Annotated in this window: 15 protein-coding genes and 1 pseudogene; 7 read left to right on the top strand and 9 right to left on the bottom strand. The window is 67.7% G+C overall.

Annotation, left to right across the window (positions count from 1 at the left end; all coding sequences use genetic code 11):
- From ACZ6B8_RS18195 to ACZ6B8_RS18185, 3 genes are all read left to right on the top strand, one after another.
- Complete coding sequence (locus ACZ6B8_RS18195) at window positions 1–1,344, top strand: MFS transporter (RefSeq protein ID WP_471082970.1); 1,344 nt, start codon at window positions 1–3, stop codon at window positions 1,342–1,344.
- Window positions 1,345–1,451: 107 nt separating this feature from the next.
- The gene (locus ACZ6B8_RS18190; protein ID WP_471082973.1) at window positions 1,452–2,654 is read left to right on the top strand and encodes a glycoside hydrolase family 1 protein; all 1,203 of its coding nucleotides are present in this window, start codon (window positions 1,452–1,454) and stop codon (window positions 2,652–2,654) included.
- Between the two features lie 843 nt (window positions 2,655–3,497).
- Window positions 3,498–5,795 carry a pentapeptide repeat-containing protein gene (locus tag ACZ6B8_RS18185; protein WP_471607828.1) on the top strand — a complete coding sequence of 766 codons (2,298 nt, stop codon included), beginning with the start codon at window positions 3,498–3,500 and terminating at the stop codon, window positions 5,793–5,795.
- Window positions 5,796–6,166: 371 nt separating this feature from the next.
- Here ACZ6B8_RS18185 and ACZ6B8_RS18180 read toward each other — a convergent pair whose 3' ends face one another.
- Together ACZ6B8_RS18180 and ACZ6B8_RS18175 are read right to left on the bottom strand one after the other, a co-directional pair.
- Window positions 6,167–6,454: a hypothetical protein gene (locus ACZ6B8_RS18180; protein ID WP_471607827.1), complete on the bottom strand. Its 288-nt coding sequence runs from the start codon at window positions 6,452–6,454 to the stop codon at window positions 6,167–6,169.
- Between the two features lie 607 nt (window positions 6,455–7,061).
- Complete coding sequence (locus tag ACZ6B8_RS18175) at window positions 7,062–7,502, bottom strand: hypothetical protein (RefSeq protein ID WP_471607826.1); 441 nt, start codon at window positions 7,500–7,502, stop codon at window positions 7,062–7,064.
- A gap of 54 nt (window positions 7,503–7,556) precedes the next feature.
- On the opposite strand from ACZ6B8_RS18175, the gene ACZ6B8_RS18170 reads away from it, so the two are divergent.
- Window positions 7,557–8,018 carry a hypothetical protein gene (locus ACZ6B8_RS18170; RefSeq protein ID WP_471607825.1) on the top strand — a complete coding sequence of 154 codons (462 nt, stop codon included), beginning with the start codon at window positions 7,557–7,559 and terminating at the stop codon, window positions 8,016–8,018.
- Window positions 8,019–8,108: 90 nt separating this feature from the next.
- The gene (locus ACZ6B8_RS18165; protein WP_471607824.1) at window positions 8,109–8,282 is read left to right on the top strand and encodes a hypothetical protein; all 174 of its coding nucleotides are present in this window, start codon (window positions 8,109–8,111) and stop codon (window positions 8,280–8,282) included.
- A gap of 631 nt (window positions 8,283–8,913) precedes the next feature.
- On the opposite strand, the gene ACZ6B8_RS18160 is transcribed toward ACZ6B8_RS18165, so the two are convergent.
- Window positions 8,914–9,783, bottom strand: coding sequence for an IS5 family transposase (locus ACZ6B8_RS18160; protein WP_471607823.1), 870 nt, complete (start codon window positions 9,781–9,783; stop codon window positions 8,914–8,916).
- Between the two features lie 318 nt (window positions 9,784–10,101).
- Window positions 10,102–10,659, bottom strand: a complete 558-nt coding sequence (locus tag ACZ6B8_RS18155; RefSeq protein WP_471607822.1) for a TetR/AcrR family transcriptional regulator — start codon at window positions 10,657–10,659, stop codon at window positions 10,102–10,104.
- A gap of 72 nt (window positions 10,660–10,731) precedes the next feature.
- Between ACZ6B8_RS18155 and ACZ6B8_RS18150 the strand changes: the two genes are divergently transcribed.
- Both ACZ6B8_RS18150 and ACZ6B8_RS18145 read left to right on the top strand, forming a co-directional pair.
- Window positions 10,732–11,889: an FAD-dependent monooxygenase gene (locus ACZ6B8_RS18150; protein ID WP_471607821.1), complete on the top strand. Its 1,158-nt coding sequence runs from the start codon at window positions 10,732–10,734 to the stop codon at window positions 11,887–11,889.
- 98 nt (window positions 11,890–11,987) lie between these two features.
- Window positions 11,988–12,527, top strand: a pseudogene (locus ACZ6B8_RS18145) (IS5 family transposase); the annotation flags it as partial.
- Window positions 12,528–12,721: 194 nt separating this feature from the next.
- Here the strand turns inward: ACZ6B8_RS18145 and ACZ6B8_RS18140 are convergent.
- From ACZ6B8_RS18140 to ACZ6B8_RS18120, 5 genes are all read right to left on the bottom strand, one after another.
- A complete protein-coding gene (locus tag ACZ6B8_RS18140; protein ID WP_471607820.1) occupies window positions 12,722–13,957 on the bottom strand; it encodes a sensor histidine kinase in 1,236 nt (411 codons plus the stop codon).
- Complete coding sequence (locus tag ACZ6B8_RS18135; protein WP_471082984.1) at window positions 13,954–14,853, bottom strand: response regulator; 900 nt, start codon at window positions 14,851–14,853, stop codon at window positions 13,954–13,956. The genes ACZ6B8_RS18140 and ACZ6B8_RS18135 overlap by 4 nt, the downstream gene beginning before the upstream one ends.
- A 253-nt stretch (window positions 14,854–15,106) precedes the next feature.
- Window positions 15,107–15,895, bottom strand: coding sequence for a hypothetical protein (locus ACZ6B8_RS18130; protein WP_471607819.1), 789 nt, complete (start codon window positions 15,893–15,895; stop codon window positions 15,107–15,109).
- Window positions 15,892–16,857 carry an ABC transporter ATP-binding protein gene (locus ACZ6B8_RS18125; RefSeq protein WP_471607818.1) on the bottom strand — a complete coding sequence of 322 codons (966 nt, stop codon included), beginning with the start codon at window positions 16,855–16,857 and terminating at the stop codon, window positions 15,892–15,894. The genes ACZ6B8_RS18130 and ACZ6B8_RS18125 overlap by 4 nt, the downstream gene beginning before the upstream one ends.
- On the bottom strand, window positions 16,854–17,057 hold the full coding sequence (locus ACZ6B8_RS18120; protein WP_471082993.1) for a hypothetical protein: 204 nt from the start codon (window positions 17,055–17,057) through the stop codon (window positions 16,854–16,856). The genes ACZ6B8_RS18125 and ACZ6B8_RS18120 overlap by 4 nt, the downstream gene beginning before the upstream one ends.
- Window positions 17,058–17,084 lie beyond the last annotated feature (27 nt).

Genomic DNA, 17,084 nt, shown 5'->3' with positions numbered 1-17,084 from the left:
ATGTCAGAGCTTAGCCAGAGCCCCGTCCTGCCTAAACCCGAGGTGCAGGTGAAAGGACGCTGGCGGCAGTTGTCCCTGCTCGGCGGCACCATGCTGGTCGACAGCACCGAGGCAAGCCTGGTCAGCAGCCTCTTCCCGTTGATCCGGCAGTCCCTCGGGGTCTCGCTGGGCTCGCTCGGCGTACTGACCGCCGCCGGGAAGATAGCGGGCGCCTTCACCGGGCCCCTGTGGGTGTGGGTGGCGGAGCGCTGGTCGCGCAAGAGCGTCCTCGTCGTGGCCACCGGGCTCTGGGGTGTATGGGGCGTGGCCGCGGGCTTCTCACAGAACTTCACCCAGCTCCTCGTCCTCTACACCATCCTGGCGGCCGGCTACGCGGCCGCGCACCCCATCATCACCGAACTCATCGGCGACCTCTTCGGAGGATCGACCCGCGGCCGCGCGATCGGTGCGGTTTACGGCGCCGTCTCCCTGGTGAGCGCGGTGATCGGCCCGCTCAAGGGCCAGCTGGCGGGCATCGACGAGGGCTGGCGCTGGGGCCTCCGGGCCATCGGCACCTTCAACATTCTGCTCGGCCTCGCCATCTGGCTGTGGTTCCGCGACCCGGGACGGGGTGCGGCCGAGGCACAGCTCGCCGGCCTCGACCGCACCACGCGCAACGCCCACTCGAAGCTCACCTGGACCAAGGCGCTTTCGCTCCTCAAGATCCGCAGTCTGGTCGTCCTCCTGGTCTCCCGTCTCCTGTCGGGACATCTCTTGGTGGGCACCTTCGGCGTCGTATACCTGGTGGACGTGTACGGCTTCAGCACGCAGAAGGCGTCCATCGTGCTGCTCCCTTTCGGCATCGGCTACTTCCTGGGCACGCTCTTGGGCGGCTTCGCGGCGGACTGGGCCACCCGGCGCAGCCCCCGTCACGGCCTGGTCACCGTCCTTCAGGCGGCCCAGTTCGCCTTTGCGGGCTTCGCCTATCTCGGGACCCAGTTCGACTACGGGAGCATCGCCCTGTTCGGTGTCTTCTTCGCCCTCATGGGCGCGGCCCAAGGCATCAACCCGAGCGTCAATCGCCCCATGGTCATGGCCATCACTCCACCCGAGCTGCGCGGCGCCGCCTTCGCCATCTACGTCTCCGTCTTCGAGGCGATCGCCTGGGCCTCCTTCAGCCTCGGCGCCGGCTTCCTCGGCGACGCGATCGGGCTCCGCACCGTCTTCCTGTGGGCGCTCGTCATTCTCATGCTGGTCAACGGCATTGTCCTGACGCTCCTGCACCGCTCATACGCCGAGGACGTGGCCCGAGTCCAGAGCGAACTGCACGCGCGCCGCGAACAGGCCCTCGACCCCACCACCTGACCCCTCAGACCCACGCAGGCGCCACCCGCAACCGCCTCCCGACCGCCGTTCCGCCTGCTCGCCGCGACTGGTCACGCACGTGGCCACACACAAGAGAGAAGCAACTCATGACGCATGCACGACGTCTGCCCGACGGATTCCTGTGGGGCGCCTCCACCGCCGCCCACCAGATCGAGGGAGGCAACACCAACAGCGACTGGTGGGAGTTCGAGCACGGCAACATCCCCTACGTCAAAGAGCCCAGCGGTGACGCCTGCGACAGCTACCATCGCTGGCGCGAGGACATGGATCTCCTGGCCGAACTCGGCTTCACCGACTACCGGTTCAGCATTGAATGGGCTCGCATCGAACCGGCCCCGGGCGAGTTCTCCCGCGCCGCCATCGCCCACTACCGGCGCATGGTCGAGGGAGCCCGTGAACGCGGCCTGCGGCCCATGGTGACCTTGCACCACTTCACGACACCCCTGTGGTTCGCCCGGCGCGGCGGCTGGGCCGCCACCGGATCGGACGAGCTGTTCGCCCGCTACCTCACCGCGGCCGCACCGATCTTCGCCACGGACGTGGCGCACGTGTGCACCATCAACGAGCCCAACATCGTCGCCGTCATGGCCGCCGCCCAGGCCGCCCTCGCCTCCGGCCAGGCCGTGAACTTCGCCGAGGACCCGCCGGCTCCGGACGAGGCCACCACCGACGCTCTGGTACGGGCGCACACCCGAGCCGTCGAAGCGGTCAAGTCCTTTGCCCCGCACGTAAGCACCGGCTGGTCCGTAGCCAACCTGGTGTGCAAGGCCCTGCCCGGATCCGAGGAGGTCGCCGCGGCATTCCGGCATCCACGTGTGGACGTTTTCCTCGAAGCCGCCCGCGGCGACGACTGGCTCGGTGTGCAGGCGTACACCCGCACTCTCATCGGCCCGAACGGCCGACTGCCCGTGCCCGAGGACGCGGAACGCACCCTCATGGGATGGGAGTACTACCCGCAGGCACTGGGCGATGCCGTGCGGCACAGCGCTTTCATCAGCGGCGACACCCCGCTGATCGTCACCGAGAACGGCATCGCGACCGCCGACGACTCCCGCCGGATCCAGTACACCACCGGCGCCCTGGCGTCCCTTGCCGACGCCATGAACGACGGCATCGACGTCCGCGGCTACTTCCATTGGAGCGCCCTGGACAACTACGAGTGGGGCCGCTATGAGCCCACCTTCGGCTTGATCGCCGTAGACCGCGAGACCTTCGTCCGTACCCCCAAGCCCTCGGCCGCCTGGCTCGGCGCCACCGGCCGGACCCGCGTGCTGCCCAGCGTGGCGTGAGGGCATTGCGCAGGCGCGGCGCGTTGCCTTCCGCGGGTCGACCCGCGCAGCCAGGGCTACTGCGAGCGTCGGATCAAGGAGGGTAAGACCCGCCGAGAAATCGTCCGTCGCCTCAAGCGCTATGCGGCCCGAAAGGTCTTCCACCTGGTCACACAGTGGCAGCCAGTACCCCGCTCATAGGGGGGGGCTGTGACAGCAATGTGACAGGTGAGGTCTCTGCCAAACAGGTGCCGGTCCTACGGATGCGGCGTCTGCGAGCGTATCGAGTGCCCGTCGTGAGTAGCACTGCTGCTCGGCTACCTGTTGTGAATGGGTCGCGAACGATCGGCCGGTGTCAGATCACGATGTCGTAAGAGCTGGGACTGAGCATGCTCCCTGTTTCCGGATGGGAATGCTGTGGCGGGCGGGAGGACTGATGGGTGCTGTCCCGGGTCTGGGGTCTGACTCATGACATCTCTGACCGGAGCGTCTGAATTTCGCAGTGTCGGCTGTTGGCCGGGGATGGTGCGTTGTCGGTGCTGGGCTGGCGGGGTGTGTCTCGATAGGGGCCTGCCGATGGTTGTGGCGTTCTCACGATTCTGACGGCCTGGCGCGGCCTCGTACCGGCAACGCGACACGTCGTGGGACCGGAAGGGGGAACGGCATGTCGACTTCGACCGTGCCCAGTACGTCGCTCGTGCCGCAGACCGGCGGTCGCCGTCCTGCGGGGGAGGCATGTCTCATGAGACAGCGCTGCTGGTCTGGCTTGCGGCTGGGGAGCTGGAGGCGGGCTTGCCGACGTGCGGTGAGGAGCCTGGCAGACTGGGCTGCAACCGCTGACTTCCCATCCTGGTCTTCAGCTTCATGACAGCCAACCGGAAGCCCCGATCTGCCCAGAATGATCGGGAGTTGCGGCTGTGGAGGGTCGGCTGGGCGCTGGGCCTTGCCTTCGCCGCTGCGGTCCTGGTCACGGGCGGCATCTTCTACGGTCTGGTGGTGCTGTTCGACTTCGAGGAGATCGACAGCACAGCGAAGCTCGACGCTAAGACGTTCTTCGACCTGGTGAAGCTCTCCTTCGGGGTGGTCGCCGGGGCGGGCGCGCTCGTCGCCTTGGTCGTCTCCTACCGGCGCCAGCGCGTCGACGAGGCCGGCGCCCACCGCGAAGCCACCCGCCTCCACACCGAACGCTTCTCCCAGGCCGTCGACAAGCTCGGCTCCGACTCCCCAGCCGTCAGCCTCGGCGGCGTCCACGCCCTCGCAGGCCTCGCCGACGACGCCCCCGACGACAGCCTGCGCCAGACCTGCATCGACGTCCTGTGCGCCTACCTCCGCCTGCCCTTCCCCCTCGACCCGGGTGACCCTCCCGGCGACACGTCCTCCGAAGAACAGCGCGAGGCCCACCAGGGCAAGAAAGACCGGTATCGCTCACTACGCGAGGTCCGGCATACGATCCTGCGACCTATCGGAGACCACTACCGCGTTCCCCAGGGCGCTCACCGTTCGTGGCAGGGCTGCTCTCTTGATCTCACTGAGGTCGCCATCGACGGCGATCTGGACTTCGGCGGCGCGACGTTCTCCGGCAGCCACGTGTACTTCGAGAACGCGACGTTCTCCGGCCGCCACGTGTCCTTTTACCAGGTGACGTTCTCCGGCAGCGTGGTGTCTTTCAACAACGCGACGTTCTCGGGCGGCAAGGTGTCCTTCAGCGGTACGACGTTCTCCGGCAGCGTGGTGCCTTTCGACAACGCGACGTTCTCCGGCGGCAAGGTGTACTTCCGCGGCGCGACGTTCTCGGCCAGGCGCAGCTCGCACGCCAGCATCAACCCAAGCCTGGACCCCCGGGCTCCGCTCGACGACCTGGAACCGCTGCGCGACCTCGTCAAGGACGCCCGCGTCGTCGCGATCGGCGAACACTCCCGTTTCATCGAAGAGTTCGCACTACTGCCCGGCAAGGCGCTGTGGACGTCGGCCGCCGACACCCACGAAGACAACCTCAGGACCACGTTTACCTGGGGTGACACGGAGAAGGAGCGGACCTTCGACTTCCGCATCGCCGGAATCCTCCAAGCCGGTAACACGCCCGGCGTCCAGGACGTCGGCTACCAGTGGAGCATGGACGACCCGTCCGACCTCGAAATGATCCGCTGCGACACGAAGAAGAACCTCGGCAAGAGCGGATGCGTCTTCGTTAACGTCGCCCCCACGTACACGTTCAACGCGGCCAAGTTCCCGCAGGCCGCAGCCCACGCCTGGCTGCTGCAGGAGAAGCTGCCGAACACCATGGGCGTCAAGACCCGTAACACGCCGCTCTACTACCTGCCCGGTGGCCGTAACGGCAAGAACCGCGCCGTGGTCTGCGACGAGGACGGCTGGGCCAACAAGTACGGCGACCTGGGCGCGATGCAGGATGCGACCGACAGCCAGGCGTGCCGCTCCCTCTGTATGTCCTGGTCGCGTCTACACGGGCTCCGGCAGTACCACCGCGGGCAGCTGTCCCTGTTCGACGGCGTCCCGGTCGATCCGGATGCCGAACACGCGGCCGACGGCCCGGTACACGGCCGTCGCCCAGTCCGCCAGGCCCATCTCCGACCACGGACGGGCCGGAGGAGCGAGCCGGGCATGGACGGCACCGTGAGCAGCGAGCCCGTCGTCAAGAACGGACAGGCGGGCCGCGGTGTCTTCGGGAAGCGCGGAGTATCCGTCCAGGAAGGCCGTGGCGAACTCAGCCGACCAAGCTATCCGGTCATCGGCCGGAGAGGAGTAGAGGATCATGGCAGGCGCATCGTGGCGGTTGAGCGTCACGCACACCATCTCCTCCCCTTCACGGGACAGAACGTCATCGTCGTCGAACTGGGCCAGGAACACTGTGGCCGCGTCCCCGTCCTCCAGGACAAAGGACCAGTCGCCACTGGTGCCGACCATGGCGAGCGACCCTTCGACGTCGTCCGGGACGGTGTAGTCCCGGTATGCGACCGGCGTACCGGTCGTGACAGCTCCCAGGCGGGCCAGCCACGTGGACGTGTCAATGCCGCGTATCGCGGTCAACGAGATCCCGTCACGCATACCTGGTGTGTCGCGAGACGACGTGTCGGCGTAGGCGTGTTCGCCGATCCAAGAGAGGTCGGTGTGCATACCCCCACGGTATCCGTCGGCCCGAATTAGAGAGTCAGCTCGCCGACCGGAAGACCGCAGGCGACGCCTGGGAGGGCAGCGGCACCCGACTGTTCCTGGAGATCCAGGCCCGCGGCTACCGCGGCAGCCACCAGACGGTCCGCAAATACCTCGCCGCCCTCCGCGCGAGCACCGCCGAACCTGTTCGGGCCGACCGGAAGCCCTGGATGCTCGTGGCCGGCGGGGCCCCGCTGCGTGACGGCATCCTCGTACGTACCGATTCACGACCATCCGTCTGAACCTTGTGAGCAGGACTGAGAAGCCGGTGAATGCGCCTCAGCCAACGGCTCGGAGGCGTTCGAGGAGTTCGCCCACGCCTGCCGTGTGTGCGTACGGCGCGAAGGCCGGTTCGAGGTCACGGATCATCGCCACGCACCGGGGGCGTCGGTCATGTCGGCCAGGTCGAGGGAGCGTGTGGCTGTCTCCGCGGCGATGTCGGGTTCGCAGTCGCGGAGGTAGGTCTCGGCCTGGTAGGCCAGAAGAACGGATTTGGTTTTGGAGCGGGTGGTGGGCAGAAGGGTGATGCCCTCGTTCATGAGTTGGTGAGCCTGGCGGCGCTGACCGAGATTGGCGAGGCACCGGCCGCCGTCCGAAGCCAGGTCGGCGGGTGACATCCACGAGCACCAGGCGGGCGCCGGGTCGTACGACACGGTGTCCAGCGCCTTCTCCGCGGCAGTGTGGCTGTGAATGTCAGTTGGGGCTCTGGTCCACTTCTTGTGTTCGTGTACGCAGTGTGGTTGTTGATCTCTGTGTAGTGGCGCAGGGACCTGCCCGGTTTCGAGCGGGTACAGCCAGCAGGGCTGCGAGTGAACAAGGTGCGGCTGTGGCGTGTGAGTCTCTGCTCTCGTCGCCGGACCTGTCCGTAGGAGTAGAAGCCGCGCAGCCGGAAGCGCGGGACTTGCGTTGTAACGTCTACCCTCGAACCCGAACCAATGTTTAACTGCAGACATGGGAGGGATCTGGAAGGCTATCGGGGCTGCGAGTGCCGCAGTTGGCACTGGATTCGTGATCACCGCCTCCTTTTTCACCTATTCGCAGTTCAAGGAAGCCCGCCTGTCGCGGAACGTGCAACTCCTCCTCTCCTTCCAGGAGAAGTACCACGTGTCGGCGGCGCGGATATTTCGACGCCGTCTCACAAGCGGCGAATTCGGATCGCCTGAGAATTTTGATCCGGCCAACATGAGTACTGACGATTGTCACTCGTTCTGGCAACTTCACGATCAATTTGAAATGCTTGGCATTTTGGTCGAGAAGAAGCTACTGGCCTTCGATCTTGTGCTTGCTTGCTTCCACCGGTCCCCGCCGCAGGTATGTGTTCTGACCAGCCCGTCGGAGGGATTCGATCTCCCTCACTCGGGCGTCGATCTTCGCCATGCGGTTAACAATGTACTTCTCGGCCGCCTCGCCCTTGGCCTTGTCATCCCTGGCGTGCGGCCAGGTCACCTTCTGCTTTCCGAAGAGGACGATTCCCTTCTCGTCCACGTTGAGCGCGGTGAAGTCGGCCTTGACCAACGTGAGGCCGACAGCGGCCGCACCGATGGCGACCTTCAGATAATCGATGCCGACGCTCAGCCTATTGATCTTGGCCTTGACCTGGACGCCGTCATCCTTGGAGAAATACAGCCTGCCCAGGTCATTGAGCCAGCCGGGGACGCTGTCGCCCGGGGATGGAAGAGTGGGATCCTTGGCTGCACACATAACGGGCCATCCTCGTAAATCGGGTCAGCGATGGAAGTGTTTCCGGGTGTTAAGATGACTCTCTCTTTGGAGTTTCTTGGGGGGTTTGTTACCGCAGTGGGTGTCATTCTCTTCATGGGTTTAGGGGCTCTCTCCCCTCTGCCATTCTTCTATGCATTCGTGATCGCGCCGTGGAGGCGCGCCCGCATTCTGAAAGAACGCGGAGTTGCCGTCGCCGGTGAATGCATAGGCATTTCATGGGATGAGAACTCCTCGATCTCGACCATCAGGTACGTGGGCGCCGCAGGTGCGCGGTCGATACATCGGACTCGTCCCAATTACGGAATGCCGATCGAAATGGGCGAGGCGGTCGAGCTCGTCTACGACCCTCTCAACCCGGCTCGGGTCCAGCTGAAGCAATGGCTGGACGGTGAACCCGGGCAGCGGTTCACAAACCGTTCCATGTGGGTGATCGAGGGGGTTTTTCTCATCCCTCAGCTGCTGTGGGTGTACGTCATCCTCTACAACGTCTTCTGAGCCGGCCACCCGATCACGAGAAGAGCCGGGCCGGTTCGGAGCCTGTCCGTCAAGAAGATGTGCTCCGACTCCAAGGATGAGGCCAGCGCAGTGGCAGCGGTTAGCGCCGACCTGATCACCATCAGCGTCCTCGCGGTTGACAATGGAGTGACCGACGCCAGGGCTGACAAAGCCGCGGAGGACGCCTACCGGGCCGTCTGCAAGAAGCACTGCCCGAGCAAGCTCCCGATCCTGGACAAGGTCGTGAAGCAGTTCGAGGAGTAGCAGATAAATGACGAGCTGGGGGACGACGGGCACCTGTGCCGGCTTCGAGAACTCGGGATGGACCGGCACGGCCGGCCTGGTAGGCACGGGCTTGTCGCTCGCGTCCGGCTTCGACTGCTCGGAGGGCTTGGCGGGCGGGTTCCGACTGGGCTGTGGAGTCAGCTTGTCGAGCTTCCCGGAGACCTCATCGAGCTTGCCCTAGACCTCTCGCAACTCCGTCTCGATCCGGGCCAGGCGGTCATCCTGTGAGGGCTTTGGAACCGCAGGCGCAACAGGCTTCGAGACGGGCGTGCAGAGATGGGACTGCTCACGAGGCTTCTGCTCCTTCGTGACGGTCGGAGTCGGGGTGGCCGCGTCCTTGCCACCACGGACCTTCACCTTCTGGCCGGGGTAGATCAGGTGGGGGTGTCCGCCAGGCCGGGGTTCCAGCTCGCGAGCTGGCTCAGGCTCACCCCGAAGCGGTTGGCGATCGAGGAGAGTGAGTCGCCCTCAGTGACCGTGTAAGTGCCCCCGCTCGACGGGGGTGTTGAAGGCTTCGGCTTTGCGGTCGGAGGCTTGGGCTTGTCGGTCGGCTTGGGCTTCTCCGGCTTGGCCGGAGGCTTCGGCTTAGAGGTCGTTTCATCCTGTTGTTTCATCCCGGAATGCGGCTTTGGTGTGCTGATGTCGGGTCGTGCCAGGAGATGGGGCTCTCGCCGGTGAGGCGGCGGGCCATGAGGTCGGTCATGGCGAGGTGGATCATGGCTTCGGAGCGGTGCGGGTGGGTTTCGTAGTCGCGGGCCAGGCGGCGGTGGAGCATCAGCCAGCCATAGGTTCGCTCCACCGCCCAGCGTTTCCGGATTGGGGTGAAGCCCCTGGTCCCGGGCGTGCGTTGGACGATTTCGAGGTCGATGCCGAGGGTGGCTGCGTGCTCGATGAAATGCTTGCGGTAGCCGCCGTCGACCCAGACCTTGCGCAGGCTGGGATGATCGGCGGCCACCTGTTCGAGGAGGATGCGGCCGGCGGTGGAGTCCTGGACGCCGGCCGCGGTGACCAGGACGGCCAGCAGCAGGCCGAGGGTGTCGGTGATGATGCTGCGTTTGCGTCCCACGATCTTCTTGCCCGCGTCGATGCCCTGGCTGGAGGCGGGGACGCTGGTGGAGGTCTTCACGCTCTGCGCGTCGATCACGCAGGCCGACGGGTGAGGGCTTTTGCCCTCCTGCTGGCGGACGAGTTCGCGCAGCAGGCCGTTGAGCTGGGCGAAGATGCCGTCCTTTTGCCAGTGCGCGAAGTAGCCGTAGACCGACTGCCAGGGCGGGAAGTCGTGCGGCAGGTAGGCCCATTGGCAGCCGGTGCGGTCCACGTAGAGGATCGCGTTCATGATCTCCCGTAGGTCGTGGCGCGGTGGTCGGCCGAAGTCCAGAGCTCGGCCGCGGCGCTCGAAGCGCCAGGCGGTCAGTACGGGCTCGATCAACTCCCAGCGGGCATCGGACAGATCACTCGGATACGCACGACGAGGTGTCATGCCGTAGGCGTACCGCCGTTCGGGGGCGTGCGCCCAGGCGTGTGTCCGGCTTCGTGGAAGCGCAGGACAGACGGGGTGTCCTGGGATGAGACAGACGCAAGGCAACTCACATCCCAGGGGTCACACCACTCGTCTCAAAGAGCACGGTGAGCCCGGCAATCACATGCGTACCATCGCAAGGCGCGAACAAAAGCAGCCGATAACAACACACTCAAGAGCAAAACGACCTCTTACTGATCGTTTCAGAATGAGGTTCTTAAGCGGCGGAGATGGCTGGGGCTGCCGGCTGGTTGGAGCGGAATCATGGACGACTGGGACTTAACGCAGTGCGGAGGCGACCAGGCCTTCGAGTGCCTCGCGTTGCACTTCGCCGCCGTTCACCAGCCGGTCGAAGACCAGCCCGTCGATGCAGGTCAGCAGAGCATGGGTGCGGTTCTCAACGTCGGTGGCGCCGTGCGTGGCAAGGAACAGCCGGACGGTCTCGCGGCCGGCGTTCTCGCGGGGTACGAGGATCTCGCGCAGCTCTTTGTCGCGCACACTCTCGATGGCGCAAGCGTGGCGGGCGAGTGAGCGTCGGCGGCCTTCGCCGGTGAGTCGCTGTTGGGTGAGTGTCACCAAGCCGTCGACCAGTTCTTTGACGGTACGCACGGGTGGCAGCTTGTCGGCCGTCGCGTGAAGTTCTGCTTGGTCGAGTTGAACGAGGCGGGCGACGAGTCCGGTCAGCAGCGCGGCGCGGGTGCGGTAGTAGGCCGAGGTGGTGCCGGGCGGCATGGCTGCTCTGCGGTCGACCGCGCGGTGGGTCAGACCGCGCATCCCTTCGTCGGCGAGGACGTCGAGAGCTGCGTCTGCGAGGAGTGTGCGCCGATCCGAAGCCATGCCCCCTTTCTACACCCGTAGAGACTCCGGCTAGAGTCGGCTTCTACAGATGTAGAAGAAGGGGGCTCCGTCATGGGCAACACGGCAGTGGTGGTCGGAGGGGGAATTGGCGGACTGGCCGCCGCGATCGGCCTGCACCGCATTGGCTGGGACGTGACGGTCCTTGAGCGTTCGGCCTTGCTGGAGGATGCGGGTGCAGGCATTTCATTGGCTGCCAACGGCCTGCGGGCACTGGACGAACTCCGCGTCGGCGGGGCGGTCCGGGGCGCGTCGCGGGGCCAGTACAGCGGTGGCACCCGGACGCCCCGAGGTGGCTGGCTGGCCCGGATGGACGGTTCCGCACTGGAGAAGGCGGTGGGCACACCGATCATGGGCATCCCCCGTTCCACCTTGCACCGACTGCTGCGCGAGGCATTGCCCGCGGGGGCACTGGCGATCGGCTCCGAAGCGGCAACGGTCGAGCAGGTCGGCCCGGGAACGGTTCGCGTCGGCTACGGCACCACCGTCCTGGAGGCCGATCTAGTAGTCGCGGCCGACGGTACCGGCAGCAACATCCGCGGCCAACTCTTCCCAGACCACCCCGGCCCGGTCCACAGCGGCTCGACGGTGCTGCGCGCGATCACTGAGCACGCGGTCGATCTGCGTACCGACTTCGAGCTGACCTGGGGCCGGGGGGCGGAGTTCGGACACATCGCTCTCCTGGACGGGAAGGCCGAATGGCACGCCGTCCTCGGCCTTCCCGCCGGGACGTGGTTCGCCGACCCGCTGACCGAACTGCGCCGACGATTTCACACCTGGCACGACCCGATCCCCGCTCTGCTCGACGCGACCCGCCCCGAGGCCGTGCTGCATCACGACGTGAACGAACTCCGCACCCCTCTCCCCTGCTACGCGGTCGGTCGGATCGCACTGCTCGGCGATGCAGCCCATGCGATGACCCCCAACCTCGGACAGGGTGCCTGCCAGGCTCTGGAGGACGCGGTCACTCTGGCCGCCGCCCTCGATTCGGAGCCCACCATCGAGGCCGCGCTCACCCGCTACGACGACGAACGCCGACCGCGGAGCCAGGCTGTTGCAGCAGCCGCCCGTCAGGCCGGGAAAATGGGCCAGCAACTGTCCCACCCGCTGGCCGTCACCCTGCGGAACACGGCAATGCGACTGACACCCTCCCGGGTCGCCATACACATGATCCTGCGTCACCACGCCTGGGTCCCGCCGTCGCTGAACTGATCCGGCTCGCGCCCGTCGCCTCACCACACCAGGCGCTTTCTGGGCCAAGTCGAGCTGCGGGTCTTGCCGTTGGCGGTCACGGTGGGCAAGGTGTCCGGGTGCGTACTGATCTTGTTCCGGACGATCTGTGGGAACGCGTGGCCCCTCTGCTGCCGCCCACCCCCGACCGACGACGACGCCACCCCGGGCGCCTGGGCGTTCCCGACCGAGTGGCACTCGCCGGCGTGATGTACGTGCTGCGCACCGGTGTCGCCTGGCGCGACGTTCCGAAGAAGTCCGTGGGCTGCTCCGGTGTGACGGCCTGGCGTCGGCTGCGGGACTGGACCGAGTTTGGTGTCTGGCCACGCCTGCACGCCGCGCTGCTGACCGAGCTTCGACACGAGGGCCTGCTGGAGCTGGACGACTGCTTCGCGGACGGATCGCACATCCGGGCTCTCAAAAGGGGGATCATGTCGGCCCCTCACCGGTCGACCGCGCACGTCCTGGCTCCAAACACCATCTGATCGTCGACCGCGAGGGAACCCCGCTCGCCGTCACGCTCACGGGCGGCAACCGACACGACGTCACCCAACTCCTGCCGCTCCTGGATGCCATCCCGGCGATTCGCCGAGCGAGGCCCTCACGTCGGCGCCCCACCCGCGTCAAGGGTCAAGGGCACCAAGAGCATCAAGAGCATGAAAAGCACGTTCCCGTACGACCAAGTGTCCGACGCCCACCGGCTCCTCGAGGGACACCTCCAGGGCAAGCTCGCTGTTGTGGTGTGACGTCGTCCGGGCGCTCGACGAGGGGCGGGCGGGCTGCTCGAAGATGCGGTGGCCGGGATGGACGAGCATCACCCGGGGCGACGGCGACCACGCCCACGTTCGTTCTCCGGTCCCATGAGCCCGTGTCCCGGGGCCGGAAACGCGGCTCGGAGCAGGAAGCATCCGTCCGGAGTCGGGCCCGCGGTGAGCGCGCCGTCCAGGATGCGGGCGCGTTCGCGCAGACCGGTCAGACCATGGCCGCCGCCCTCGGGGAAGTTGGCTGACCTTGTGTTGTCGGACGCGGCCGCACCCCCGGCGCCCCAGGTCAGCCCGCTTCGGACCTCGACGACCAGGCACGTATCGCCGTCCACGGACTCGACGCGCAGGGCGACCGGGACCTCGACGTCACCGTGTTTGAGTATGTTGGTCAGCGCCTCCTGCACCGTGCGATAGGCGGCGAGTTCCACTGTGGCGGGCCAATGGGTCTCTGCCCCCGGAGCGACGATCAGAGGCCGCACCGTGAGTCCGCTGCGTTCGACGAGGACGGGGATGTCGGCCAGGCGCGAGCCGATCGGCACAATCGACTCCTCGGGACGCTGTCCCCGCAACGCTCTGACCAAGTGCCGGGTCTCGTCCAGGGCGCGCAGGCTCACCGCTCGGATCAATTCGGCCTCATGGCGGGTCTCCGCGTCCGGGGCCCGCCGCGCCAGCACCGCTGCCCTCACCGAGATCAGGCTCATCTCGTGCCCCACCACGTCGTGCATCTCGCGGGCGAGCGCGGCTCGCGCGGCCTCCTCAACGGTGGCTCGTTCACTTCTCAGGGCACGCTCCTGGCTCCGCCGCAGGGCCACGACCTGTTCGGCCACGCGTGCCCGGGAACGCAGCAACTGCCCGAGCGCGGCCGGCGCCGCCCCGAACACGGCGCAATACACCAGCGCCTCCAGCACATCGCCGGGCGCGTGCGACGTTCCGTCGCGCCACAGTAGTTGGTCCAGGAGCTCGCTCCCGGACACCACGGTCGCGCAGAGCGACGCCAGCAGGAGCGGAAGCACCCGAGCCGCCGCGACCAGAGCCACCATGGAGGCCAGTTGCATGCCTGCCGGGAGCGCGGGCAGCGTCAGGGCCAGCACCAGCACGGGTCGGCGCCGCCGCCACGGCAGCGCCGCCAGGGCGAGAACCGTCAGCGCCAGCCCGTACGGGCCCGGCCGCTGCTTCTCGCCCTCGAGGATCTCCACCAGCAGGTCGATGCCCGTGAAAAGCAGCACGACGGCCTCTGTGGCACAGCGGCGACGCAAGGGCCGGAGCCGGGGCACGGCGGGGGTCATCGCGCCGGTTCCGGGGGCGCTTCGTCAGCGCGTCCCGGCATGGGGGCGGCGCCGGGCCCGTCGAAGAGACCGGCCCGGTAGGCGATGACCGCGGCTCGTACCCGGTTGTCCGTGCCGAGCTTCGCCAGCGTGGCGCTGACATGCTCCTTGGCCGTGCCGGGAGTGATGGCGAGCCGCTCCGCGATCTCCGGGTTGGACAGGCCGGTGCCGAGCAAGGTGAGTACTTCGCGCTCACGGGCGGTGAGCCGGGCCAGGCGCCCCCGCAATGCACGCGACGCGGCCCGCTGCTCCGCACCGGCAGCGTCGCGTCCCACGACGTCGTGCCCCGATGCGCCGCGTTCCACGACATCGCGCCCCGATGCGTCGCCTTCCACGGCGTCGCGTTCCGACAGGTCGGACGGCGACGAGATCGCGTCCCGCCGACCGCGCGGCCCCGCCGACGATTCCGCGCCCGAAACCGTACTGGCACCGAGCGAGGAGGCGTACCCCTCCACGACCGCCGTGGCGATGGACGGGGAGAGCCGTCCACCGCCCACCGCCGCCGCGCGCACGGCGCGGATGAGGTCGTCCGGATCGCTGTCCTTGAGCAGGAACCCGTCCGCCCCGGCGCGCAACGCCCGCACCACGTACGCGTCGGCGCTGAAGGAGGTCAGCATGACCACGGCCGGCGTCGGGATGCGCCCCTTGAGGTCCTCGAGCACGGCGAGGCCGTCACGTTGAGGCATTCGGATGTCGAGCAGCACCACGTCGGGCGAGTGGGCGGCGACGGCCTTCAGCACGCCGTCCGCCTCGCACGCCGCGACCACGCGAATGTCGCCGGCCGTCTCCAGGAGCATCCGCAACCCCGTACGGAACAGCTCCTCGTCATCGACGATCACGACGTCGATCACGCTCACGGCGTCTCTGTCATCCTTGGCGCTCTTGCTGTCGGCACCCCTGGAGTCCCTGGAGTCCCTGGCGTCGATGACCTCACCAGGTCGGCCCACCCGTCTGCCCGCCACTGTCCCCGTAGCCCCCGTCGCCCCCGCGGTCCCCTGATGATCAAGTACCCATCATGGGATTCCGGCCCTGACTTGCGCAAACCGGGCGAGCACGTCCCTGAGCGGCCGAGGGGGGCCCTCCCGGAACCGCTGTTCCAGGCGGAACCCGCTATTCCAGCACCCGTTCCGCCCGGAACACCAGCGGCAGCAGCACGAGCAGTGCGGCCGCCAGAGCGACGGTGCCGCTCACGTACCAGTCCGTCATCGTCGTGTATGCGTCCGGCGCCACGCTCCCGGCCGTCGTCACTCCCAGGGCGGGAAGCAGGGCGACCGCCCGAGCGAGTCCCCCGCCCAACCCCGACGTCGGCCGCAGTCCGGCGGGCCAGCGGAAGCCGATGAACACGGTGGCGGCGGCGGCCCACATCACGGACGCGGCCGGGACGAGCAGCCCCAACAGCAAGTAGCCGGCACTGAGATGCACGCTGCTGCCGCCCAACGCCAGGGACGCCCAGGCGAATCCGGTGAAGCAGAGGACCAGGACGAGCCAGGACAGCGCGCCCGTGATCAACGCGCACGCGGTATAGGCGAGATACACGGAACGCAGGCGCACCGGTGTGGCCAGCAGCGCCTCCATGGAGCCGCCGACGAGATCCCCGGAGATCACGGCGCGGCTGACCGCTCCCGTGATCAGCGCGGCGGCCACGCCGAGCAGCGTGGGTGCGACGAGCAGCGCGGTGCTCAGCGCACGGGCGGTGTCGGAGTGGAGACCGGACACGGCGACCAGACCGTTGTCGGCGGCGACGAGCTCTCCATGGACCGCGTCGGGAAAGACGTGCGGCAGCACGAGCAGCAGGGCAACGAGCCCTGTCCCGGCGGCCAGGGGTACGAGCAGGGCCTGGCGGCCCTGATGACGCCAGGTGCGGAGGAGGAGGGCGCCGAGGAGTCCATCCGTGGTCATGAGGAATCATCCAGGAGTCGATGGATGGCGGTTTCGACGGCGGACCGTGCGACGCCCCCGATGCCGCCCGCACGGCCGTCGAGGGTCCCGATGGTGTCGGGGGCGTCAGCGGTGTCCACGGCGACCGCGGAAACCGGGCGTACGCCGGTGACCTCGACGCCGTCGGCGACGAGCCCGGCGATGTGCTCACCGATCGTCGTGTCCGGCCCGACGCTGATCCGCTCCCAGCCTCCACCGCCGCGCGAGGTCCGCAGGTCGTACACGGAGGGCGACGGCAGGTCGTGCACGGGGGGCGACGTGCTCCGCTCCGGCTCCGCGGCCGTGGGCAGTCCGGTGAGCACCCCGCCCTTGAGGACCAGCAGCCGTGAGGCGAGCGTCAGCGCCTCCGGCACGCTGTGCGTGGAGTACAGGACGGTCTTCCGCTCGCCCCACGACCGTACGAGTGCGCGGGTGTGTTCGGCGCTGACCGGGTCGAGCCCTGTCAACGGCTCGTCGAGCAGCAGGACATGAGGGTCGGGCAGGGTGAGCCGGGCCAGGTCGGCGCGCTGGAGCTGGCCTCTGCTGAGCCGGGCGGTACGGCGGTCGAGGAGCCCTTCGATGTCGAACCGCGCGGCCGCCTCCCGTATGCGCGTGCCGCGTCGCGCGGCGTCCAGGCCCTGCACCCGGGCCCAGAACTCCAGGTTGTCGCGCACGCTCAGCTGCGGGCTGAGCGCGGCACGGTGGGTCAGTACGCCGATGGCGCGCTTCGCCTCTCGGTGGTCGGCCACGTCGGTGCCGTCGATGAGCACCCGGCCCGCGAGCGGCGGGAGAATACCGGCCAACACCCGCATGAGCGTGGTCTTCCCGGCGCCGTTGCGCCCGAGCAGGACATGCACTCCGTGGTCGAGTTCCGTGTCGACGGGGCCGATCACCGGGCGTCCGCGGTATCCGGCGACGACCCCGTCGAGGCGTACTCCCGTCACGGTGCGTCGAAGAGGGCGGCGCGCTGCGCGGCGGTCAGGTCCCTCTCGTCGACGCGGCGGAGCAGCGACAGATGCCGGCCCGCCTTGCACATGCCCAGCCGGCGCGGTCCGAGGCGAATGGTGGTCACCGAGGCTCCGTGCACCCACCTTCCCCAGAAGACGTGGCCCTTTCCGCACGCGATGATGGTGTCCGCAGTCATGTGTCTCTCCTTGAGCCGGGGTGGGGG

Source organism: Streptomyces sp. NPDC041122 (assembly GCF_055592445.1).
The sequence above is the reverse complement of the archived record's forward strand: the minus strand, read 5'-3'. Positions and strand labels throughout refer to the sequence as shown.

Bases quoted from the DNA above. Each gene is read 5' to 3' on its own strand.
- ACZ6B8_RS18195 (WP_471082970.1), top strand. From the start codon at position 1: ATGTCAGAGCTTAGCCAGAGCCCCGTCCTGCCTAAACCCGAGGTGCAG.
- ACZ6B8_RS18160 (WP_471607823.1), bottom strand. From the start codon at position 9,783: ATGACACCTCGTCGTGCGTATCCGAGTGATCTGTCCGATGCCCGCTGG.
- ACZ6B8_RS18175 (WP_471607826.1), bottom strand. From the start codon at position 7,502: ATGTGTGCAGCCAAGGATCCCACTCTTCCATCCCCGGGCGACAGCGTC.
- ACZ6B8_RS18190 (WP_471082973.1), top strand. From the start codon at position 1,452: ATGACGCATGCACGACGTCTGCCCGACGGATTCCTGTGGGGCGCCTCC.
- ACZ6B8_RS18155 (WP_471607822.1), bottom strand. From the start codon at position 10,659: ATGGCTTCGGATCGGCGCACACTCCTCGCAGACGCAGCTCTCGACGTC.
- ACZ6B8_RS18150 (WP_471607821.1), top strand. From the start codon at position 10,732: ATGGGCAACACGGCAGTGGTGGTCGGAGGGGGAATTGGCGGACTGGCC.
- ACZ6B8_RS18170 (WP_471607825.1), top strand. From the start codon at position 7,557: ATGACTCTCTCTTTGGAGTTTCTTGGGGGGTTTGTTACCGCAGTGGGT.
- ACZ6B8_RS18130 (WP_471607819.1), bottom strand. From the start codon at position 15,895: ATGACCACGGATGGACTCCTCGGCGCCCTCCTCCTCCGCACCTGGCGT.
- ACZ6B8_RS18120 (WP_471082993.1), bottom strand. From the start codon at position 17,057: ATGACTGCGGACACCATCATCGCGTGCGGAAAGGGCCACGTCTTCTGG.
- ACZ6B8_RS18185 (WP_471607828.1), top strand. From the start codon at position 3,498: ATGACAGCCAACCGGAAGCCCCGATCTGCCCAGAATGATCGGGAGTTG.
- ACZ6B8_RS18140 (WP_471607820.1), bottom strand. From the start codon at position 13,957: ATGACCCCCGCCGTGCCCCGGCTCCGGCCCTTGCGTCGCCGCTGTGCC.